This window comes from Caulobacter sp. 73W (genome assembly GCF_041021955.1).
In the GTDB taxonomy this organism is placed as follows: Bacteria; Pseudomonadota; Alphaproteobacteria; order Caulobacterales; family Caulobacteraceae; genus Caulobacter.
Genome location: NZ_CP158375.1, coordinates 2039451 through 2059884, shown reverse-complemented (window position 1 = coordinate 2059884; position 20434 = coordinate 2039451). Strand labels below are relative to the sequence as shown.

The following is a 20434-nucleotide window of genomic DNA, read 5'->3' as shown; positions in this document are numbered from 1 at the left end:
CAGGTTCTCGAAAACGTGCCCGAGGCTCCGGCCTCGGTGCGCGAGAGTTCTGGCCAAGTATCAGAATGTCCGCTCGGCCTACTTCCAGGACTGGGCCGCCGACGGCTCCATGCTGATCACCACCCGGTTCGGCCAGACCAACCAGGTCCATACCGTCGCCGCCCCCGGCGCGGCCCGCAACCAGATCACCTTCTATGACGAGCCGGTGGCCGGCGTCGGCGCCCTACCGGCCGGCAAGGGCCTGCTGCTCAGCAAAGACACCGGCGGCGACGAGTGGTTCCAGCTGCTGGTCCGCCAAGCGGACGGCAAGACCACGACCATCACCGAGGCCGGCACGCGCAACCAGTCGCCCGCCGTGTCCAAGGACGGCTCGGTCCTGGTCTGGAGCCGCTCGGCCAAGGGCGACGCCGACGCCGACATCATCATGCTCGACCCGTCCGCCCCGGACGGCCGCCGCACGATCCTCGAGGGTACGGGCGCCATGTCGCCCATCGACGTGTCCGCCGACGGCAAGACGGTGCTGCTGGGCCGCTATCTGTCGATCAACGACTCCCCGCGCTGGCTGCTGGACGTGGCGGGCGGCAAGCTGACCCCCCTGGGCGCGGCCGAGACCCCGATCGCCTATCAGGGCGGCAAGTTCACGCCCGACGGCAAGCGCGTGCTGATCCTGTCGGACGAAGGTTCGGACTTCGCCCGCCTGATCGAGATCGACCTGGCCACCGGCAAGAAGACCAACCTTTCGGGAGAGCAGCCCTGGGACGTCGAGGAGTTCGCCCTGTCCAGCGACGGGCGCATCCTGGCCTATGTGGTCAACGAGGACGGCTATTCGAAGCTGGTGGTCCGCGACTTCGTCACCCGCCGCGCCCTGCCGCAGGCGCAGCTGCCGGCCGGCGTGCTGTCGAACCTGACCTTCAACAAGGACGGCTCCAAGCTCGGCTTCTCCCTGTCGACCCCGACCTCCTCCAGCGACGCCTGGAGCTGGGATGTCCTGGAAGGCAAGCTGGAGCGCTGGACCAACTCGGAGCTGGGGGGGCTCGATCCGGCAAGCCTGGTCGAGCCGACCCTGGTGCGGTTCAAGTCCTTCGACGGCCGTTCGATCCCGGCCCTGGTCTATCGCCCCCGGAACGCCAGGGGGCCGACCCCAGTGGTGATCGACATCCACGGCGGCCCCGAAGGCCAGTCGCGGCCGGTCTACAACTCGATCAACCAGCACATCCAGCAGATGGTCGGCGAGATGGGGATCACCGTGATCGTCCCCAACGTCCGGGGCTCCACCGGCTACGGCAAGACCTACCTGAACCTCGACAACGCCGAAAAGCGCGAGGACTTGGTCAAGGACATCGGCGCCCTGCTGGACTGGATCGCGACCCAGCCCGACCTCGACGCCAAGCGGGCCGTCGTCTACGGCCAGTCCTACGGCGGCTACATGTCGCTGGCGGTCATGACCCACTATTCGGACCGTCTGGCTGGCGGGGTGGAGCGCTACGGCATCTCCAACTTCACCTCGTTCCTCAAGAACACCGAGACCTATCGCCGCGACCTGCGCCGGGCCGAGTACGGCGATGAGCGCGATCCAAAGATGCAGAAGGTGTTCGAACGCATCTCGCCCATGAACAACGTCGGCAAGATCACCAAGCCGATGCTGATCATGCAGGGCGCCAACGACCCGCGCGTGCCGCAGTCCGAATCCGACCAGGTGGTGGCCGAGCTGCGCAAGAACGGGGTCGAGACCTGGTACGTCCTGTTCAAGGACGAGGGCCACGGCTTCTTCAAGCGCGTCAACAGCGACCGCCGCCGCGAGGCGGAAACCCTGTTCCTGCAGAAGGTCTTGGGTCTAAAACCCGCCGGGTGAGCCGCGCCGCCGTCCTATCCCTGAGCCTGACCGACTTCCGCTCCTATGAACGGGCGCGGCTGGAGGCTGGCGGCCGCACGGTCTTCCTGTTCGGCCCCAACGGGGCGGGCAAGACCAACCTGCTGGAAGCCGTGTCCCTGCTGTCGCCCGGCCGGGGCCTGCGCGGCTCCGCCCTGGCCGAGGTCGGCCGCCGCCTGCCGGGCGAGGCCGTGGGCCGCGCCTGGGCCGTGGCGGCGGTGGTCGAGGACCCGGAGGGCGAGACCCGCCTGGGCACCGGGACCGAGACCGCCGGGGCCGCCCGCCGCGTGGTGCGGCTGGAGGGCGAGGCCGTCCCGCCCGGCCGCATGGCCGACCACATCCGGCCCGTCTGGCTGACCCCGCAGCAGGACCGCCTGTTCCTGGAGGCGGCGTCCGAGCGGCGCAAGTTCTTCGACCGCCTGGTCTTCGCCGCCGAGCCCGCCCACGCCGCCCACGCCAGCGCCTATGAGAAGGCCCAGCGCGAGCGCCTGCGCCTGCTGGTGGACGAGGTGGGGGACGAGGCCTGGCTGACGGCCCTGGAGACCCGCATGGCCCAGGCCGGAGCCCTGATGGCCGCCGCCCGGGTGCGCACCCTGCAGGCCCTGCAGGACGAGATCGACAGCCGGGGCGACCGGCCGTTCCCGCAGGCGCGTCTCAGCCTGACCGGCGACTGGGAGACCATGGCCGCAAACGGGACCGAATCACCCGAGCTGGAGGCTCGTCTTTCGGCCGCACTGGCCGCCGCCAGGCCCCGGGACGGAGCCGCCGGACGCTCCTTGACGGGGCCTCACAGGGGCGATCTTGCTGTCGTCCATGCCGAAAAGGACCGTCCGGCCGCCGAATGCTCCACTGGCGAGCAGAAAGCGCTGATTTTGAACCTGGTTTTGGCCCAGGCGGCGCGACTTTCGCGTGCGGAATCAGCGCCAAACCCTATATTGTTGCTCGACGAAGTCGCGGCGCATCTCGACCTGAAACGGCGGGCTGCTCTGGCCGACGAAATCACGGCGCTGGGCCTTCAAGCCTTTTTGACGGGCACCGACGAAGCGCTGTTCGACCACCTCAAGGGTCGGGCCCTGGGCGTCCGCGTGGACGCATCGGGTCTGACGGTTCTGGACCAGTAGATGAGCGACGAAAACCAAGCCCCCGAGATCGAAGAGACCCCCGGCGAGTACGGCGCGGACTCGATCAAGGTCCTCAAGGGTCTGGACGCGGTGCGCAAGCGCCCCGGCATGTACATCGGCGACACCGATGACGGCTCGGGTCTGCACCACATGGTCTATGAGGTGGTGGACAACGCCATCGACGAAGCCCTGGCCGGCTACGCCACCGCGGTGGAGGTGATCCTCAACGCCGACGGCTCGGCCACCATCACTGATGACGGCCGCGGCATCCCCACCGACATCCACGAGGGCGAAGGCGTCTCGGCGGCCGAGGTCATCATGACCCAGCTGCACGCCGGCGGTAAGTTCGACCAGAACAGCTACAAGGTCTCCGGCGGCCTGCACGGCGTGGGCGTGTCGGTGGTCAACGCCCTGTCCGACTGGCTGCAGCTGAAGATTCACCGCAACGGCCAGGTCCACGAGATGCGGTTCGAGCGCGGCGACGCGGTCTCCTCGCTCAAGGTCACCGGCGACAGCCCGACCCGCACCGAAGGGCCCAAGGCGGGCGAGTTCCTGACCGGCACCTCGGTCACCTTCATGCCCTCGACCGAGACGTTCTCGTTCATCGAGTTCGACCGCAAGACGCTGGAGCATCGCCTGCGCGAGCTGGCGTTCCTGAACTCGGGCGTGACCATCCGCTTCAAGGACTTGCGCGAGGCGGAGCCCTTCGAGGAAATCCTGTCCTACGAGGGCGGCATCGAGGCCTTCGTGCGCCACCTCGACAAGGCCAAGAACGGCATGCTGAAGGATCCGATCGTGATCCGCGGCCGCCGCGACAAGGTCGAGCTGGACCTCGCCCTGTGGTGGAACGACAGCTACCACGAGCACATGCTGTGCTTCACCAACAACATCCCGCAGCGGGATGGGGGCACCCACCTGGCCGCGTTCCGCGCCGCCCTGACCCGGGTGATGGGCAACTACATCGAGAGCTCCGGCCTGGCCAAGCGCGAGAAGGTCAATGTCTCGGGCGAGGACGCCCGCGAAGGCCTGACCTGCGTGCTGTCGGTCAAGGTGCCGGACCCGAAGTTCAGCTCTCAGACCAAGGACAAGCTGGTCTCGTCCGAAGTGCGCCCCGCCGTCGAAGGCCTGGTGCAGGACGGCCTGGCCACCTGGTTCGAGGAGCATCCGAACGAGGCCCGCGCCATCGTCGGCAAGATCGTCGAGGCCGCCGCCGCCCGTGAAGCGGCCCGCAAGGCCCGCGAACTGACCCGCCGCAAGAGCGCGCTCGACATCACCTCCCTGCCCGGCAAGCTGGCCGACTGCTCGGAGAAGGATCCGGCAAAGTCCGAAATCTTCATCGTCGAGGGCGACAGCGCCGGCGGCTCCGCCAAGCAGGCCCGCAACCGCGAGAACCAGGCGATCTTGCCCCTGCGCGGCAAGATCCTGAACGTTGAGCGCGCCCGCTTCGACAAGATGCTGTCCTCGGACCAGGTCGGCACCTTGATCACCGCGCTGGGCGCCGGCATCGGCCGCGAGGACTTCGACGCCGACAAGGTGCGCTACCACAAGATCGTGCTGATGACCGACGCCGACGTCGACGGCGCCCACATCCGCACCCTGCTGCTGACCTTCTTCTACCGCCAGATGCCGGAGCTGATCGAGCGCGGCTACATCTACATCGCCCAGCCGCCGCTCTATAAGGCGACCAAGGGCAAGTCCTCGCGCTACCTGAAGGACGACGCCGAGATGGAGTCGTTCCTCACCGACGAGGGCGTGGACGGCGCCGAGCTGGACCTGGCCTCGGGCGAGCGCCTGACCGGCCGCGACCTGCTGGCCATGGTGCAGACCGCACGCGGCGCGAAGGCCAACATCGAACGCCTGTCGGCCCGCGCCCCGGCCTTCGCCGTTGAACAGACGGCCCTGGCCGGGCTGTTCGGCGACAAGGCCGACGTGGCTTCGGCCGCCAAGCGCCTGGACCTCTACGCCGAGGAAGGCGACGGCCCGTGGAGCGGCGAGCCCGCCGCGACCGGCGGCGGCTACAGCTTCAGCCGCGTGAAGCGCGGCGTGTCCGAGCGCCTGGTGATCGACGAGATGACCCTGAACGCCGCCGACGCCCGCCGTCTGGCCGAGCGCGCCGGAGCCCTGGCCGAAACCTTCTCCAAGCCGGCGATCTTCCGCCGCAAGGACAAGTCGACGACCGTGCGCGGTCCGCTGGACCTGGTCCAGGCGGTGATGGACGCCGGCCGCAAGGGCCTGTCGATCCAGCGCTACAAAGGCCTGGGCGAGATGAACCCCGACCAGCTGTGGGAGACGACCCTCGACGCGGAGGCCCGCACCCTGCTGCAGGTCAAGGTGACCCACGCCGACGACGCCGACGACATGTTCGCCCGCCTGATGGGGGACCTGGTCGAACCCCGCCGAGAGTTCATCCAGCAGAACGCCCTCGACGCCGAGGTGGATGTCTAGAACGCGAATGGCCGGGCGAAAGTCCGGCCATTTTGCATTTCACGGTGTCGGATCGTCGATGACCTGTTCGTCCTAGGGGGCGAAGGAGCCGCCGCCATGTCCACGGCCATCGACGATTATCTCGCCAAGCTGCCCGCCGATCAGCGCCAGGCGCTGGAGGATCTGCGCCGGCGGATTCACGCGGCGGTTCCCGGCCTGACCGAGGTGATCAGCTACGGCCTGCCGGGCTTCAAGCTGGACGGGGTTCTGGTCTGGATGGGCGCGGCCAAGGCGCACTGCGCCTTCTATCCTCACGGCCTGGTCGAGGAATACGCCGACCGCCTGACGGGGTTCGAGACCAGCAAGGGGGCGATCCGTTTCCAGCCAGATGCGCTGCTTCCCGCCGACCTGGTGCGCGAGATCGTTCAGCGCCGCGCCGGCGAGGATCGGGAAAGGACCGCCGCCCGCAAGGCCGGGCGCAAGAAGGCCTAAGCCGCCTTGATGTTGGCGAAAGCGAAGACCGTGCTGAGCTGCGGGGTGAGCTCCGGCGCCGGCGCGGCGACCGGGCGACGGCGAACGACGGCCTTGGCGCCCGGGAAGGGACGGCCGTTGCGCACGATGATCGCGCTGACAGTGAAGACGATGTACAGGCCGGCCAGCCACACAAAGGGGGCAAGCACGAGCATGGCCGGGTAGGCCAGGTCGAATAGCGCCTGATCAGTCGGGTTCATCTGGAGAGCTCCGCATGCACAGGGATTTTACGTCCTGTGCAACTCTAACTGTGCCGCTTTAAGGCCGGATGTAAACGCCCTATTGCGCGAACCGATCCCGCACAGCCAATTTGTCGCAGGCATTAGGGGATTTACGAGATTGATTTTCGCGCGTTGGGCGAATTCCGCGTAAATCTCGCGTTAACCATGACCGCCATGCGGGCGCTATCTGATCAAGGTTTAGGCATCCGCCGAGCGGCTGTCGCCGATTAACTCTCAGGCTCCATTTCGTTAACCTTGTGGATACCGGTGAAGGCCAGCCTCGCCCGCTAGTATCGTATGCAACGATGCCCGCGGCCCTAGGGGGGGTCATGAGCGACACCGATGTCAGCCTTCGTCCGGAACGCATTCTGGACCTGTCAGAACGCCTGAGCGCGGTCGCCGGTCAGAAGATCGGCGAGATCGCCATGATCAACCGCGAAGCCAAGATGCTGTCGATCAACGCCCTGATCGTCGCCGCCCGCGCGGGCGAGGCGGGCCGCGGCTTCGCTATCGTCGCCGACGAGTTCAAGAAGATCGCCGCCGAGATCGACAATGTCGCCCTGGACCTGCAGAGCCAGTTCCGCGCCGACCTGGACGAGCTGACCCGGGTCGGCCGCTCGATCCTCGACCACCTGCGCGGCCAGCGCCTGGCGGACCTGGCCCTGAACGCCATCGAGATCATCGACCGCAATCTCTATGAGCGCACCTGCGACGTGCGCTGGTGGGCGACCGACAGCGCCGTCACCGCCTGCGTGAAGGACCCGACGCCCGAGGCGACGGCCTACGCCAGCAAGCGGCTGAAGGTCATTCTCGACGCCTACACCGTCTATCTCGACCTGTGGATCTGCGACGAGAAAGGCCGGGTGATCTCCACCGGCCGTCCCGACCTCTATCCCAACGCCGTGGGCCAGTCGGTGGCAGAGACCTCCTGGTTCCGCAACGCCATGCGCACCGCGTCCGGCGACGACTTCGCCGTCTGCGACATCGAGAAGGTCCGTGCCCTGGGCGACGCGCCGGTGGCCACCTACGCCACCGCCATCCGCAAGGACGGTGAGACGCGCGGCAAGCCGATCGGCGTGCTGGGCATCCACTTCGACTGGCGCCCCCAGGCCCAGGCCGTCGTCGATGGCGTGCGCCTGACCGCCGAGGAGCGCGCCAAGTCGCGGGTCATGCTGCTGGACCAGAAGGGCCGCATCCTAGCCTCGTCCGACAACAAGGGCGTGCTGGAAGATATCTTTCGCCTGAACGTTGAGGGCGGGACCATGGGCAGCTACTCGTCGGAAGGTCGGACCATCGGCTACGCCCTGACCCCTGGCTACGAGACCTACAAGGGCCTGGGCTGGTACGGCTGCATCGTCCAGACTGAGGACGTGGCGACATCGGCGATTCCGATGGCGACCTCGTTCGGCGCCGCCGCCTAGAGGCCGCTCGGCCTTAGTCTTCCATCGCCCCGACCACGGCCAGCACCGCCGCGCCGTAGCGATCCAGCTTGCCCTGACCCACTCCGCCCGCACGGCCCAGGGCCGCCGAGGTGGTCGGCCGCACCCGCGCAATCTCCGCCAGGGTGGCGTCGTGGAAGATGACATAGGGCGGCACCTTCTGGCGGTGCGCCTCGTCGCGGCGCCAGGCGCGCAGGGCCTCGAACAGCGGCATGTCGGCGGGGGCGACGACGGTCTGGCCCTCGCGGCGACGGCGGTTGCGGTCGGACTTCTCCGCCGCCTCGGAGGGCTTGCGGATCGCCACCTGGCGCTCGCCGCGATAGACGGCCCGCACCCCTTCGGGATCGCCCAGGCCGATCAGCGGGCGGTTGTCGTTGGGATCTTCGCGCAGCAGCCCCTCGAACAGCAGCTGGTCGATCAGGTCGCGCCAGCCGGGGGCCGAGAACTCCGTCCCGATGCCGAAGGTGGAAAGTTTCGCCTCGGACTCAGTCACGTCCTTGGTTTTGCCCAGCAGGTGGTCGACCAAGCGACCGCGCCCGAATCGGCCGCCCATGCGGTGCACGGCGGCCAGCGCCTTCTGCGCGGCCTGGGTCGCATCCACCGATTCCGGCGGCGACAGGCACAGGTCGCACTGGCCGCAGACCTGCACGCCCTCTTCGCCGAAATAGCGTCGGACCGATGCGGCGCGGCAGTTCAGCCCGTCCAGCATGGCGTAGAGCTGGCGCGCCTTGCGCACCTGCACGCCCTTCACCTCGCCGTCCATCTCGCGGCTCTCGACCCGGCGCAGGGCCCAGGCTAGGTCCGAGGCGCCGTAGAGGGTGATGCCTTCCGCCGGCTGGCCATCGCGCCCGGCGCGGCCGATCTCTTGCCAATAGGCCTCGATCGAGGCGGGCGGATCGGCGTGGATGACGAAGCGCACGTCCGGCTTGTCCACGCCCATGCCGAAGGCGATGGTCGCCACCATCACGGCGGCGTCCGCCTCCAGGAATTCCTCGAGCCGGTCGGCCCGCACCTGCTTGTCGAGGCCGGCGTGGTAGGCCAGCGCCGGCACGCCGGCGTCCTGCAGGGTCTTGGCCAGGGTCTCGGTCCCGTCGCGCGAGCCGGCATAGATCACGCCCGAACGGTTGGGCCGTTCCATGACCAGCTCCACCACCCGGTTCTTCGATCCAGGGCGCTTGCGCTCGGCGAAGAGGGCCAGCTCGGGCCGGGCGAAGCTGTCGACGAACTCGGCGCAGCCCTCCAGGCGCAGCTCGGCGCGAATGTCCTCGCGGGTCCGGTTGTCGGCCGTGGCGGTGACCGCCAGGCGCGGCACGTTCGGGAACATCTCGGCCAGGCGGCCCAGCATCCGGTATTCGGGACGGAAGTCGTGGCCCCACTGACTGACGCAGTGGGCCTCGTCGATGGCGATCAGGGCCAGGGGCGTGCGGCGCAGGCGATCGAGCATCGCCCCGGCCATCAGGCCCTCGGGCGAGACATAGAGCAGATCCAGTTCGCCCGCCTCGATCCGCCGCCAGGTCTCCGACCGCTCATCGAGAGAGATGTTGGAGTCCAGCCGCGCCGCCGCCACGCCCGACTGCTGCAACCCGGCCACCTGGTCGGTCATCAGGGCGATCAGCGGCGAGACCACAAGGCCGAGGCCCGGGCGCACGATGCTGGGGATCTGGTAGCACAGGCTCTTGCCGCCGCCGGTGGGCAGCACCGCCATGGCGCTGCGCCCTTCCAGCGCCTCGGTGATCACCTGCGCCTGCAGGCCCCGGAAATCGGCATGGCCGAACGTCTGGCGAAGGACTTCGCGGGCCTGGTCGAGGGTGGCGGACATCGGGCCGCTTGTGGCAGGTCGCCCGTTGAATTGCCACCTCGAAAGTCAGGCGATCAGGCCCTCGGGGGCCGGGCCGGCGGCCGGTGCGGGGGCGATCACATGCCGGTTGCGCCAGCGCAGCGGCGAGTCCGCACGGCGCTCGCGGAAGATCTCCAGGGCCAGGCGCGGCCGCACCACCAACAGTCCCATCCACACCAGCAGCACCCCGGCGTAGCGGATCGAGCCCAGGACACGGCTGTCGGCCGTCGGCTCCGGCAGGCGCGGGGTGAAGGAGCGGTAGTCGGCGAAGTCAATGATGTCGGCCATGGGTCCCTCCAGCGGTATGAGGGCAGGTTGTGGTAGAGGTGCGTCAAAATCGGTCGTAGCTTTACATTAGTGAATTGGCTAATTAGCCTTCTTGCTATGAATGAGATGTTCAAGGCCTTGTCCCACCCCGCCCGTCGCCAGATGGTCGCCATGCTGCGCGAGCGGCCGATGGCGTCCGGGGAGATCGCGGCGGCTTTCGACATGGCCTGGCCGACCGTCACAACCCATCTGGCGGCGCTGAAGACGGCCGGACTGGTGGAGACGGAAAAGCATGGCACCTCCGTTCGCTATCGCCTGGTCATCTCGGCCGTCGAGGAGGCCATGGCCTTTCTCATGGAGCTCGCCAGGGTCGGCGACGAAGTTGTTCAGCCAGCGAAGGGGAGTTCCAGCGTTGAGCAAGCCTGAGAAGACAGTTCGCCGGATGGAGGTCGCCTCCGTCGCCGTCACCATTCTCCAGATCGGCACGGTGGCTGCTGTTTGGTTCAGTGGAATCGACGGGCCGATCCCGATCCATTTCAACGCCTCGGGTGAAGCCGACGGCTGGGCTCCGCGCCAGCAGGTCGCCATCCTCCTGGCGGCGAACACGATCATCGCGGCGATCTCGCTCATCGTCTGCTCGCGCATCGCGCACGGTCCTCGGGTCGCGGACTACAGTCCGGCCAACTGGCGCAGCTTCACGACGGGCTGGATGATCGGCATGGTGATCCCGAGCCTGTTCGCTGTCTTCTTGGCGGCGCTTGGGCTGGGTTGGACGGCTCCAACGGATCTGGAAGGACCAAGGTGGATTCAGGCCTTCACGGGTCTGATCCTGGTCGTGGCGGGAGCCCTCATCGGCAAGACCAGCCCAAACCCCTTCGTTGGGGTTCGGACCTATTGGTCCAAGCGCAGCCGGCTGGCCTGGGACAAGTCCAATCGGCTCGCCGGGCGGCTGTTCTGCCTGATCGGTCTTGCAGGTGTGGTCAGCGCGCCGTTCTCACCGGCTCCCATGGGCGTTGTGGCTCTTGTGGTCGCCATGGCTTTCGCCGCCTTCTGGGCGGTCTACGAGAGCTTCCGCGTCTGGCGCACGGACCCCGACCGCCAGCCTTAAGCTTCGTTCATCTCTCATAAACCTTGTCGCGGGTTAGGTCCTTCTCGGCTAAGACGCGCCAGGCTGGGCGGCGTCTTCTAGGACGGAACGAGATATGGCGAAGCAGAACGGCTCCGAGGGCCGAAAGGGCCGGGGCTTTCTGGGCGGGCTCGTCTACTGGACGGCCGTGCTGGGCGTCTGGGCGGCGATCTTCACGCTCGCCATGCTGGCCGTCTTCGCCCGCGACCTGCCGGACGTGTCCAAGGTGCTGGACGCCAAGCGCCAGCCGTCGATCTCCTATCTCGACCGCAACGGCGCCCTGCTGGCTGTGCGCGGCAGCCAGTACGCGCCACCGGTCGACCTCGACACCCTGCCCGACTATGTACCCGCGGCCTTCGTGGCGGTGGAGGACCGGCGCTTCTACCTGCACCCCGGTTTCGATCCGATTGGCATCACCCGGGCGCTGATCTCCAACATGAAGCGTGAGGGCGGCCCGCTGAGCGGCGGCTCGACCATCACCCAGCAGCTGGCCCGCAACCTTTTCCTCGATTTCCGCCAGACCCTGCGCCGCAAGGTGCAGGAGCTGATCGTCGCCGTGTGGCTGGAGTTCAAGTTCTCAAAGAAGGAGATTCTGGCCCTCTATCTGAACCGGGTGAACTTCGGCGGCGGCGCCTATGGCATCGAGGCGGCGGCCCAGCGCTACTTCAACAAGAAGGCCAGCCAGCTGACCGTGGGCGAGACCGCCCTGCTGGTGGGCCTGATGAAGAGCCCGTCGCGCTACAGCCCCGTCTACAACACCGACCGCGCCGAGCGCCGGGCCACCATCGTCCTGGACCAGATGGTCCGCACCAAGGTGATCACCGCCGAGGAGCGCGACGAGGCCCTGTCGACCCCGGTCCGCGTCTCCGCCCGCCTGGCCAACCAGCGCGCCCAGTATTTCACCGACTGGATCGACGATCAGGTCCGCGCCCTGGTGGGCGAGCCGACCGAGGACCTGGTGGTGGAGACCACCCTCGACCTGCCGATCCAGGCGGCGGCTGAATCGTCCGTCCGCGCCACGGTCCGCGCCCGCGCCTCGCAAGGGGTGCAGCAGGCCGCCCTGGTCGCCCTCGACGGCGAGGGCCGCATCCGCGCCTATGTGGGCGGCGCTGACTACGCCGAGAGCGAGTTCGACCGCGCCACCAAGGCCAAGCGCCAAGCGGGCTCGGCCTTCAAGCCGTTCGTCTATCTCACCGCCATGGAGGCCGGCCGCACGCCCAACGTCATGGTCGTCGATGAGCCGGTGAAGATCGGCAACTGGGAGCCGCGCAACTACACCAATGACTTCCGCGGCCCGATGACGATCCAGCAGGCCCTGGCCCAGTCGATCAACACGGTCGCCGCGCGCCTGGCCAGCGAAGTGGGCACCGGCAACGTCGCCGCCACGGCCCGCCGCCTCGGCATCACCTCGAAGATCCAGCAGGACCCGTCCATGGCGCTGGGCGCGGTGGAGGTCAGCCCCCTGGAGATGGCCCAGGCCTACGCCCCCTTCGCCAACGGCGGCTTCTCGGCGCGGGGCTACGGCATCACCCGCATCCGCACGGCGGCCGGCAAGGTCCTGTATGACCACGATGTGGGCAAGTCGGCCCGCACCAGCGTCATCGGCTCGCCCTCGCTGCAGTACATGAACCAGATGATGCGCCAGGTCGTGTGCTGCGGCACCGGCACGGCGGCTCGCGTCGACGGCTATGACGTGGCCGGCAAGAGCGGCACCACCAGCGATTATCGCGACGCCTGGTTCGTCGGCTACACCGGCGGCTTCGTCACCGCCGTCTGGGTGGGCAAGGATGACAACACCCCCATGCGCCGGGTCACCGGCGGCGGCGCGCCGGCCGAAATCTGGAAGACCTTCATGGGTTCGGCCCTGCCGCGCCTGAAGGCCCAGGCCATCCCCGGCGGGACCATCGAGCCGCCGCCGCCCGAACCAGACGCGATCAGCGACCTGCTCGGCGGCCTTGGCCTCGGCGGCGAGCCCGATCCGAACGCCCAGCCCCAGCCGCAGCAGCAAAACCCGCAGCAGTCGCAACTGCCCTACTGATCGGCGTCAGTCCTGGCCCACGGCGTGCAGCTCGCCGCCGTGGCGCTTGAGCCAGTCGCGATGCGGCCGGTGGTCGCCCACCAGATCGTGGACCAGGGCCCAGAACTGGGGGCCATGGTTGGCCTCGATCAGGTGCGCCGCCTCGTGGGCGCAGACATAGTCGGCGACGGACGGCGGGCAGAGCGCCAGCCGCCAGGAATAGCGGATCGCCGCCGGATGGCGCCCATGTGCCGGCTTGCACGATCCCCAGCGTCCCTTGGCGTCCATCACCGAAACCGGCGGCAAGGGCTGGCCCAGGGCCTCGCAATGGACGGCGGTCAGCAGGGTCAGCTGGCTCTTGGCCTCGGCCTTCAGGCGGCGCAGCACGGCGCGGGTCCAGGCGTCGCCCTCGCCGGACGCGATCAGGCGGGCGGGGTGCAGGGCGTTGGCGGCGGTGAGGCGCGTGCGGCCCGGGGCCCGCTCCAGCCGCACGGGATTGCCGAACACGGTGAGCATGTCGCCGGGCCGCAGGGGCTGGGCGTCCGGCACGGCGGCCATCTGGGTGGCGATCCAGTCGGCGCGGTCGCGGGCGAAGGCGGCGGCGTCCGCCAGCTTTCGCTCGGTCGGGGCCACGGCGATCACCCGCCGGCTTGCCCGGTCCAGGCGCAGGCTGATGCGCCGCGCCTTGGCGTTGACCTTCATCACGACCGGCGCCCCGGCCACGACGATCTCGTCGCCGTCACGAAGGGCGGTCGTTCGCGGCGCGTTCATCCGGAAGAAACTCATCGTCCCTGGATTTAGGACTTCAGGCGCGAGCCTTCAAAGTCCGGATCGCATTGGCGGATGAAATCACGCATGCGCGGCACGATCTCCTCGCGGAAACGGCGGCCGTTGAAGACGCCGTAGTGGCCGACGCCCGGCTGGATGTAGTCCAGCTTCAGCGCTTCGGGGAGGCCCGAGCAGAGGTCGTGCGCCGCCTGGGTCTGGCCGATGCCCGAGATGTCGTCCAACTCGCCCTCCACCGTCATCAGGCCGATGTCGGTGACCGCCGCCGGGTTCACCAGCCGCCCGTGATGGCGCAGCTCGCCCTTGGGCAGCAGGTAGTTCTGGAACACGATGTCGATAGTCTGGAGATAGAACTCCTCGGTCAGGTCCAGGACCGAGAGGTACTCGTCATAGAAAGCCAGGTGCTTGTCGGCATGGTCGCCGTCGCCCTTCACCAAGTCGTCGAAGTACTGGCGGTGGGCGTCCTGGTGGCGCTCCAGGTTCATGGACATGAAGCTCGCCAGCTGCACGAAGCCCGGATAGACGCGCCGCATCGCGCCCGGATAGGGGGCGGGCACGGTGTGGATCATGTTCGACTGGAACCAGGTGAACGGCTTCTGCTCGGCCAGCTGGTTGGTCACCGTCGGCGACAGGCGCGCGTCGATGGGCGAACCCATGAAGGTCATGGTGCGCGGGCGCGACGGGTCGTTGTCCTCGGCCATCAGAGCGGCGGCGGCCAGGACCGGCGGTCCCGGCTGGCAGACGGCGACCACATGCGGGCGTCCGCCCATCGCGGTCAGCATCTGGCGGATGTGGTCGATGTAGTCGTGGAAGTCGAAGCGGCCTTCCAGCATCGGCACGTCGCGGGCGTTCGACCAGTCGGTGATGAACACCGCGTGGTCCGGCAGCAGGGCCTCGACCGTGCCGCGCAGCAGGGTGGCGTAGTGGCCCGACAGCGGCGCGACGATCAGCACCGCCGGGTCCAGCTGCATCTTCCCGGCCTTGCGCATGTCGGCCATGTCGCGGTCGAACTGCACCAGCTTGCACCAGGGGCTCTGCCACACGGTGGTCGGGCGCACCCGCACGTCCGTCTCGTTGATGCGGACGGTGTCGATCCCCCAGGCCGGCTTGCCGTAGCGACGGGTGACGTTGGCGAACAGGTCGGCGCCGGCGAACAGGCTGCGGCCCCAGCGCGAATTAGCGCTCGGGTTGAGCGGCGAGCTCCAGAAGTCGCGCGCCGCCAGGGCGGCCATCCGCATAGGCTGTGAGGCGTAGTAAGCCGCCTCGTGGAGAGCGTAGAGCATCAGACCGGTCACTTCGCTATTGTGCGGCGCAGCATAACACGCCTGCGCTTAACGAAGTCCAGCCTTCTGCGTTGCGCCCCAACAGCGCAGGCGGGCTACTGGATCGCCTGGTTCAGCTGTTCGGCCATCTGGTCGGGCGTCATGCCGTAGGCCAGCACCCGGTCGAAGCCGCCCTGCGGGTTCATCAGGTAGATCGCCGTGGAGTGATCGACCAGATAGCCCTCGCCCTCGCCATTCTTCTTGTAATAGGCGCGATAGGCCTTGGCGGCGGCGGCGATCTGTTCTGGCGTGCCGGTCATGCCGACGGTCTTCACCGGCATCTCCATGGCGCCCAGATAGTCCTTCATCTGCTGGGGCGTATCGCGCTCGGGATCGATCGAGATGAACACCACCTGCAGCTTGTCGGCCTTGCCGCCGATCTGGCCGACGGCCGCCTTCAGGGCCTGCAGCGTGCCGGGGCAGACGTCCGGGCAATAGGTGAAGCCGAAGAACACCGCGCTCCAGCGGCCCTTCAGCGCCGCTTCCGTCACCGGCTTGCCGTCCTGGTCAACCAGGGTGAAGGGGCCGCCGATGGCCGCCGCGCCCGTCGTGCTCACCTGACCGGAAGAGCCGCCCGAGCGGCCGCCCAGCGCGCCGACGCGCCAGGCCAGCACCCCCGCGAACGCCGCCGCGGCGAGGCAGATGAGAACCAGAAGCACGCGAACACGGTTCATGAGGAAACTCCGGCCCCTGAAACGAGGGCTCGCCTAGAGAAGGAAAGTCGTTGATCTTGGCGCGCATGGGCCCACCCACGACAGATGAAGCCATGGCGCGAGGCCTCGATAGGCCGGGGACCGATCCTGCGCAAGCCGAGGCTCGTGGTGGTCAGGGCCGGGCCCTGCGCAACGGCCTGCGCGCCCGCACCCTGATCGGCCTGCGCTGGCTGGCGGTGGTTGGGCAGACCATCGTCCTGCTGGTGGCGGGGCTGGTTCTGGACTTCAAGGTCCCCTTCGCCCTGTGCTTCGCCCTGATCGCCCTGGCGGCCTGGCTGAACGTCCTGCTGATGATCGCCGCCGGCGGCCAGCGCCAGGTGCGCGACAGCGAGGCGACCGCCCAGCTGGCCTTCGACATCCTGCAGATGACGGCCATGCTGTTCCTGACCGGGGGCGGGGCCAATCCCTTCGCCCTGCTCCTGGCCGCGCCCGCCACCCTGGCGGCGGCGACCCTGCCGGCCCGTTACGCCCTGGGCCTGGCGGGCCTGGCGGTGGCCATGACCATCGCACTGGCGTTTAGCCCGTTCCCGGTCCCCTGGGGCCCCGAGATGGCCTCTCAGGAGCCGACCCTGCTGTTCATGGTGGTGGTCACCACGGCGCGGGTGCTGGGGATCATCTTCACCGCCGGATACGCCTGGTATGCGGCGGCCGAGAACGTCCGCATGCAGCTGGCCCTGGACGTGACCCAGCGGGTGCTGGCCCGCGAGCAGCGCCTTTCGGCGCTGGGCGCCCTGGCCGCCGCCGCCGCGCACGAGCTTGGCACGCCCCTGGCCACCATCACCGTCGTGGCGCGCGAGATGGCGCGCGGCACGACCGACCCGGTGACCCGCGAGGACGCCGAGCTGATGATCGCCCAGGCCCAGCGGTGCCGCGAGATCCTGCAGCGCCTGGGCGAGACGCCCGAGACCGGTGACGCGGTTCACGAGCGCATGAGCCTGCTTCAGTTCGTTCAGGAAACCATCGAGCCGCACCTGTCGGTGGGCGGCGTGCGGGTCGAGGCTGTGGTCACAGGCGGCCCCGGCGCGGCCCCGGATATCTGGCGCATGCCCGAAGTGGTCCACGCCATGACCTCGATCGTCGAGAACGCCGTCGATTTCGCCAAGTCGGAGGTGCTGGTCACCGCCCGCTTCGACGACCGCTCCGTCTTGGTGGAGGTCCGTGATGACGGCCCCGGCTTCTCGCCGGAGATCCTGGCCAAACTGGGCGAGCCCTACATCACCAGCCGTCCGGGAGCCGAAGGCGGCCGCACCGGCCACGTCGGCATGGGCCTGGGCTTCTTCATCGCCAAGACCCTGCTGGAACGAACCGGCGCCGTAGTGGATTTCAGGAATGGCCGTCAGCTGGGCGCCGTCGTCGCGGCGCGCTGGCCTAGGGCGGTCGTGGAGGCGCCAAATCTCGCCGAAACCTTGCGTGGGGCTTGATGCGAACCAGTTTACAAAGACAAGATGTCGCAACGGAGCCGGCCTATCGCCGGTCTGCCGGGGAGTTTTGTGAATGACCGACCTGACCAGCGCCGTGGAAGCCCTGCCGGACAAGAGCCTGCTGGTGGTGGATGACGACGCGCCGCTGCGCACCCGCCTCGGACGGGCGCTGGAGCAGCGCGGCTTCGAGGTCGCCACCGCCGCCGGCGTTCAGGAAGCGGCCGCGGCCGTGCGGACCAAGGCCCCGGCCTTCGCCGTCCTGGACATGCGCCTGGAGGACGGCACCGGCCTTTCGGTGGTCGAGCAGATCCGCAACGCCCGCCCGGAATCGCGCATCGTCATGCTGACCGGCTACGGCAACATCGCCACCGCCGTGGCGGCGGTTAAGGCCGGGGCGGTCGACTATCTGCCCAAGCCCGCCGACGCCGATGACGTGGTCCGCGCCCTGCTGGCCCGTCCCGACGCGGCCCCGCCGCCGCCGGAAAACCCGATGAGCGCTGACCGCGTGCGGTGGGAGCACATCCAGCGGGTCTATGAGCTGTGCGGCCACAACGTGTCTGAAACGGCGCGCCGCCTGAACATGCACCGCCGCACCCTGCAGCGCATCCTGGCCAAGCGCGCTCCGCGCTAGGACCTCTCAGCGGTACAGGAAGTCCGCCGGCCGGCCCATGCGCACCGACGCCTGGGCCGGGGCGCCGCGCTGATCGCGATGCGGTCGGCGATGCGCCCCAGCGTACGGATCAAGCCCGCCTCGCCCTTGCGCAGTCCCCGTCCTTCCAGACCCAGCAGGGTTTGGGTCCAGTCGGGCAGAGTGGACACCGCCGCCCTCACCAGCATGGCCTGCATCCAGCCCAGGCCGAACGGCGCGGCCTTGGTGCGGGCGATGATGTTCAGGAACTCCAGCACGATGTCCGACGGCTCCAGTTTGGGCCGCATGGCCTGGAACTGCGCCTCCAGCGCGGCCTCCGAGGTCGGGGCGCCGACCGCGCCGTAGAGCCGCGCCGAAGGCGCCGCCTCCGCATAGAACTGGTCGCGCTCGGCCTGCGACAGGGGCCGCACGAAGCGGTGGTAGCCTTGCATGAAGCCGTAGGATGCGGTGGCCTGCACCCAATCCAGCAGCTCCGGATCGTCGGCGCGATAGGCGGTCCCGTCCGGCGTCGTTCCCGCCACGCGCCCGTGCAGGCGGCCGACCCCGGCGATCATCGCCTCGGCCTTCGACCGCGCGCCATAGACCGTGACCATCGCCGCCAGGCCCGTGCGCTTCATGCGCGGCAGAGGATCGGTGCGGAAGCTGGTGTTCTCCCACACGCCCGAACGGACGCGTGGCTCGGCCAGCTCCAGCAGCACGGCGGTGATGCCGCCGATGAACAGGGCGATTGGGTTTTTGAACACTCGCCAGGAGACGGAGTCCGGCGCGGCCAGGGCGGGCTCTCCCGCCGGGGTGGAAAAGTCGAACGGCGGGACACCCTTCATCTGCCGGGCCAACAGTCGCGCGGGGAACGCCGCTTGATGCGCCATGATGCTGTCTCCGATGCTTCGACCCCGTGAAACTTGGCCGGGCCGCCAATGGTTGCTTGAGGGTCCCCAACGTCAGTCAAAGGCGCTTTTCATGCCGCATCAGAACACCCAGTCCCCCCGCGCGACCGCCCAGAACGCCGTCACGGGCCAGACCCCCGGCAACGACAAGGGCGTGGAGCAGAACGCCGCCGTCCGGCCCGAGCCGCGCGCCTACGCCGCGCCCAATGTAGCGGACTCGACCCTCGCGGCCCCGGCTGCGGGTGAGATCGCCGACTTCATGGACGAGGACGGCGACTTCGCCGACGAGTTTGTCGCCCTGCAGCAGGGCGGCGTCCGTGCCAACATTCCGGTCCGCACCGAGGCCCTGCGCGGCCAGGGTCCCAAGACCCGCGCCGCCAACCGCAAGATCGTCAAGTCCGGCTCCGCCGACTGATCGGCGAAACATCACCTAAACATCGGCGCGCGGCCCAGGCGGGCGCGCGCCGCACGGCCTAAGCGATCCTCAGCCAAGACAAGGATCGCCCATGCCATCAATTCTGCCCATCGCCGCCGCCGCGCTCGCCATCGGCGGGACCGACTGTCCACCACTGGAAGGCGTGGAGGCGCTGAAGGCCCGCGCGCCCGACTACGTCATCCTGGGCGAGGCCCATGGCACCAAGGAGCTGCCGGCTCTGTTCGCTGACCTGGTCTGCGCCTACGCCGCCTCCGGTCCTGTGACGGCGGGGGTGGAGTTCCTGCCGGCGGAGCAGCCGGCGCTGGACGCCTATCTGGCCTCCGACGGCGGAGCGCAGGCGAGCGCGCAATTGCTAGCCGCGGAGGGGTGGGGTGATCCTCACGGCCGGGCCAGCGCCGCCATGCTCGACCTGATCGATAGCCTGCGCCGGTTCAAAGCGGCGGGGGCGGACCTGTCTGTCGTCGCCTTCGACCACCCCAGCGAAGGCCCGGCTGGAACCTCCGACGCACGCGAGACCGGCATGGCCCGCCTGTTGATGGCGGCCAGGGCGGCTCGGCCGGCCGCGCCGGTCCTCGCCCTGACCGGCGTCGGCCATGCGGGCAAGAGCGCCTGGACCTCGTTCAATCCGCCGTTCCTGGCCATGTCGCAGCACCTGCCCGCCGACCGCACCGTGGCGGCGACCTTCGTGCGCGGCGGGGGGAGGTGTGGGGCTGCCGCTCGCCTTCCGAAGGCGCGCCGCAGGAATGCCGGATCTGGCCCTCCACCGCCCGCGAGGCTGTTCCCGCGCGCGGCATCCGGCTGGATACGTCGCGCGAGGGATTCGACGCCGTGGTCTCCGTGGGGACGCCCTATTCCGGCTCACCGCCGGCGCGGGACGCGAAGTGACGAAGGCTCAGGCGTCCAGGGTCTCGGCCTGGACGCCGGCCGCGCGCAGGGCCGCCAGCCGTCCGAAGGCGATGGTCAGGGCTTTGCGCCGCGCGCCCGCCAGCGGCGCGGCTTTGGCCTCGCGGATCACCGCCCCGCCAAAGGCGTCGGCCGTGATCAGGCCCGGCTCGTCCGGAAGAACCCCTTCGGGGAAATCCGGCGACACCGCGAAGTAGAAGGCGTCGCAATAGGGGGCGTACTCCCCCCATTTGCGGTCGGTGCGGAAGTCGTCGATGCCCGACTTCACCTCGACGATGATGATCTCGCCCTTGCGGCCCAAGGCCATCAGGTCGGCCCGCCGTCCATTGGGCAGCCGCACCTCGGCCAGGGGCGCATGGCCCAGCCCGATCAACAGCCGCGCCGCCCCCCGCGTCACCGACGCGGTGGTCTCCGGGCGCGAGATGATCGTGATGGCGACATCCATGCCGCCATTTTGTTCTGGA

The 20434-nt window shown here is 68.8% G+C and carries 19 protein-coding genes; 11 read left to right on the top strand and 8 right to left on the bottom strand.

Annotated elements, in window-relative coordinates; all coding sequences use genetic code 11:
- Positions 1 to 109: 109 nt before the first annotated feature.
- The 4 genes from ABOZ73_RS09575 (at position 110) to ABOZ73_RS09560 (ending at position 5907) form a co-directional block, all read left to right on the top strand.
- Complete coding sequence (locus tag ABOZ73_RS09575) at positions 110 to 1852, top strand: prolyl oligopeptidase family serine peptidase (protein ID WP_369057932.1); 1743 nt, start codon at positions 110 to 112, stop codon at positions 1850 to 1852.
- Complete coding sequence (recF, locus tag ABOZ73_RS09570) at positions 1849 to 2991, top strand: DNA replication/repair protein RecF (RefSeq protein WP_369057931.1); 1143 nt, start codon at positions 1849 to 1851, stop codon at positions 2989 to 2991. Before ABOZ73_RS09575 ends, recF begins: the two co-directional genes overlap by 4 nt.
- Complete coding sequence (gyrB, locus tag ABOZ73_RS09565) at positions 2992 to 5436, top strand: DNA topoisomerase (ATP-hydrolyzing) subunit B (RefSeq protein ID WP_369057930.1); 2445 nt, start codon at positions 2992 to 2994, stop codon at positions 5434 to 5436.
- Between the two features lie 96 nt (positions 5437 to 5532).
- Positions 5533 to 5907, top strand: coding sequence for an iron chaperone (locus ABOZ73_RS09560; protein ID WP_369057929.1), 375 nt, complete (start codon positions 5533 to 5535; stop codon positions 5905 to 5907).
- On the opposite strand, the gene ABOZ73_RS09555 is transcribed toward ABOZ73_RS09560, so the two are convergent.
- On the bottom strand, positions 5904 to 6146 hold the full coding sequence (locus tag ABOZ73_RS09555) for a hypothetical protein (RefSeq protein ID WP_369057928.1): 243 nt from the start codon (positions 6144 to 6146) through the stop codon (positions 5904 to 5906). The genes ABOZ73_RS09560 and ABOZ73_RS09555 overlap by 4 nt on opposite strands.
- 350 nt (positions 6147 to 6496) lie before the next feature.
- Here ABOZ73_RS09555 and ABOZ73_RS09550 point away from each other — a divergent pair, with 350 nt between their 5' ends.
- Positions 6497 to 7588, top strand: a complete 1092-nt coding sequence (locus ABOZ73_RS09550) for a methyl-accepting chemotaxis protein (RefSeq protein WP_369057927.1) — start codon at positions 6497 to 6499, stop codon at positions 7586 to 7588.
- Positions 7589 to 7601: 13 nt separating this feature from the next.
- Here ABOZ73_RS09550 and recQ read toward each other — a convergent pair whose 3' ends face one another.
- Positions 7602 to 9425: a DNA helicase RecQ gene (gene recQ / locus ABOZ73_RS09545; protein ID WP_369057926.1), complete on the bottom strand. Its 1824-nt coding sequence runs from the start codon at positions 9423 to 9425 to the stop codon at positions 7602 to 7604.
- A 45-nt stretch (positions 9426 to 9470) separates the two neighbouring features.
- Positions 9471 to 9731, bottom strand: coding sequence for a hypothetical protein (locus ABOZ73_RS09540; RefSeq protein ID WP_369057925.1), 261 nt, complete (start codon positions 9729 to 9731; stop codon positions 9471 to 9473).
- A 105-nt stretch (positions 9732 to 9836) separates the two neighbouring features.
- On the opposite strand from ABOZ73_RS09540, the gene ABOZ73_RS09535 reads away from it, so the two are divergent.
- The 3 genes from ABOZ73_RS09535 (at position 9837) to ABOZ73_RS09525 (ending at position 12874) form a co-directional block, all read left to right on the top strand.
- The gene (locus ABOZ73_RS09535; RefSeq protein ID WP_369057924.1) at positions 9837 to 10136 is read left to right on the top strand and encodes a metalloregulator ArsR/SmtB family transcription factor; all 300 of its coding nucleotides are present in this window, start codon (positions 9837 to 9839) and stop codon (positions 10134 to 10136) included.
- Positions 10123 to 10818, top strand: coding sequence for an SdpI family protein (locus tag ABOZ73_RS09530; RefSeq protein WP_369057923.1), 696 nt, complete (start codon positions 10123 to 10125; stop codon positions 10816 to 10818). The genes ABOZ73_RS09535 and ABOZ73_RS09530 overlap by 14 nt, the downstream gene beginning before the upstream one ends.
- 94 nt (positions 10819 to 10912) lie before the next feature.
- Complete coding sequence (locus ABOZ73_RS09525; RefSeq protein WP_369057922.1) at positions 10913 to 12874, top strand: transglycosylase domain-containing protein; 1962 nt, start codon at positions 10913 to 10915, stop codon at positions 12872 to 12874.
- A 6-nt stretch (positions 12875 to 12880) separates the two neighbouring features.
- On the opposite strand, the gene ABOZ73_RS09520 is transcribed toward ABOZ73_RS09525, so the two are convergent.
- The 3 genes from ABOZ73_RS09520 to ABOZ73_RS09510 all read right to left on the bottom strand — a co-directional run bounded on the left by ABOZ73_RS09520 (position 12881) and on the right by ABOZ73_RS09510 (position 15635).
- Positions 12881 to 13624, bottom strand: a complete 744-nt coding sequence (locus ABOZ73_RS09520) for a M48 family metallopeptidase (RefSeq protein ID WP_369057921.1) — start codon at positions 13622 to 13624, stop codon at positions 12881 to 12883.
- 26 nt (positions 13625 to 13650) lie between these two features.
- Positions 13651 to 14922 (bottom strand): polyhydroxyalkanoate depolymerase, encoded by a 1272-nt coding sequence (locus tag ABOZ73_RS09515; protein WP_369057920.1) that lies wholly within the window; start codon positions 14920 to 14922, stop codon positions 13651 to 13653.
- A 95-nt stretch (positions 14923 to 15017) separates the two neighbouring features.
- Positions 15018 to 15635 carry an SCO family protein gene (locus ABOZ73_RS09510; protein WP_369057919.1) on the bottom strand — a complete coding sequence of 206 codons (618 nt, stop codon included), beginning with the start codon at positions 15633 to 15635 and terminating at the stop codon, positions 15018 to 15020.
- Positions 15636 to 15727: 92 nt separating this feature from the next.
- Here ABOZ73_RS09510 and ABOZ73_RS09505 point away from each other — a divergent pair, with 92 nt between their 5' ends.
- Together ABOZ73_RS09505 and ABOZ73_RS09500 are read left to right on the top strand one after the other, a co-directional pair.
- Complete coding sequence (locus ABOZ73_RS09505; protein WP_369057918.1) at positions 15728 to 17095, top strand: ActS/PrrB/RegB family redox-sensitive histidine kinase; 1368 nt, start codon at positions 15728 to 15730, stop codon at positions 17093 to 17095.
- A gap of 73 nt (positions 17096 to 17168) precedes the next feature.
- Entirely contained in the window at positions 17169 to 17726 is a 558-nt protein-coding gene (locus tag ABOZ73_RS09500) for an ActR/PrrA/RegA family redox response regulator transcription factor (protein ID WP_277785713.1), read from the top strand.
- Here the strand turns inward: ABOZ73_RS09500 and ABOZ73_RS09495 are convergent.
- On the bottom strand, positions 17723 to 18613 hold the full coding sequence (locus tag ABOZ73_RS09495; protein WP_369057917.1) for an oxygenase MpaB family protein: 891 nt from the start codon (positions 18611 to 18613) through the stop codon (positions 17723 to 17725). The two genes, ABOZ73_RS09500 and ABOZ73_RS09495, sit on opposite strands and share 4 nt — an antisense overlap.
- Positions 18614 to 18704: 91 nt before the next feature.
- Between ABOZ73_RS09495 and ABOZ73_RS09490 the strand changes: the two genes are divergently transcribed.
- On the top strand, positions 18705 to 19046 hold the full coding sequence (locus tag ABOZ73_RS09490; protein WP_369057916.1) for a hypothetical protein: 342 nt from the start codon (positions 18705 to 18707) through the stop codon (positions 19044 to 19046).
- Positions 19047 to 19959: 913 nt separating this feature from the next.
- Here the strand turns inward: ABOZ73_RS09490 and mmcB are convergent.
- Positions 19960 to 20415 carry a DNA repair putative endonuclease MmcB gene (mmcB, locus tag ABOZ73_RS09485; RefSeq protein ID WP_369057915.1) on the bottom strand — a complete coding sequence of 152 codons (456 nt, stop codon included), beginning with the start codon at positions 20413 to 20415 and terminating at the stop codon, positions 19960 to 19962.
- Between the last annotated feature and the right edge of the window lie 19 nt (positions 20416 to 20434).

Coding starts and splice junctions, on each gene's coding strand:
- ABOZ73_RS09505 (WP_369057918.1), top strand. CDS start 15,728: ATGGCGCGAGGCCTCGATAGGCCGGGGACCGATCCTGCGCAAGCCGAG.
- ABOZ73_RS09500 (WP_277785713.1), top strand. CDS start 17,169: ATGACCGACCTGACCAGCGCCGTGGAAGCCCTGCCGGACAAGAGCCTG.
- ABOZ73_RS09515 (WP_369057920.1), bottom strand. CDS start 14,922: ATGCTCTACGCTCTCCACGAGGCGGCTTACTACGCCTCACAGCCTATG.
- ABOZ73_RS09510 (WP_369057919.1), bottom strand. CDS start 15,635: ATGAACCGTGTTCGCGTGCTTCTGGTTCTCATCTGCCTCGCCGCGGCG.
- mmcB (WP_369057915.1), bottom strand. CDS start 20,415: ATGGATGTCGCCATCACGATCATCTCGCGCCCGGAGACCACCGCGTCG.
- ABOZ73_RS09520 (WP_369057921.1), bottom strand. CDS start 13,624: ATGAACGCGCCGCGAACGACCGCCCTTCGTGACGGCGACGAGATCGTC.
- ABOZ73_RS09495 (WP_369057917.1), bottom strand. CDS start 18,613: ATGGCGCATCAAGCGGCGTTCCCCGCGCGACTGTTGGCCCGGCAGATG.
- ABOZ73_RS09535 (WP_369057924.1), top strand. CDS start 9,837: ATGTTCAAGGCCTTGTCCCACCCCGCCCGTCGCCAGATGGTCGCCATG.
- ABOZ73_RS09555 (WP_369057928.1), bottom strand. CDS start 6,146: ATGAACCCGACTGATCAGGCGCTATTCGACCTGGCCTACCCGGCCATG.
- ABOZ73_RS09550 (WP_369057927.1), top strand. CDS start 6,497: ATGAGCGACACCGATGTCAGCCTTCGTCCGGAACGCATTCTGGACCTG.
- ABOZ73_RS09560 (WP_369057929.1), top strand. CDS start 5,533: ATGTCCACGGCCATCGACGATTATCTCGCCAAGCTGCCCGCCGATCAG.
- ABOZ73_RS09540 (WP_369057925.1), bottom strand. CDS start 9,731: ATGGCCGACATCATTGACTTCGCCGACTACCGCTCCTTCACCCCGCGC.
- gyrB (WP_369057930.1), top strand. CDS start 2,992: ATGAGCGACGAAAACCAAGCCCCCGAGATCGAAGAGACCCCCGGCGAG.
- ABOZ73_RS09490 (WP_369057916.1), top strand. CDS start 18,705: ATGCCGCATCAGAACACCCAGTCCCCCCGCGCGACCGCCCAGAACGCC.
- ABOZ73_RS09525 (WP_369057922.1), top strand. CDS start 10,913: ATGGCGAAGCAGAACGGCTCCGAGGGCCGAAAGGGCCGGGGCTTTCTG.
- recQ (WP_369057926.1), bottom strand. CDS start 9,425: ATGTCCGCCACCCTCGACCAGGCCCGCGAAGTCCTTCGCCAGACGTTC.
- ABOZ73_RS09575 (WP_369057932.1), top strand. CDS start 110: ATGCTGATCACCACCCGGTTCGGCCAGACCAACCAGGTCCATACCGTC.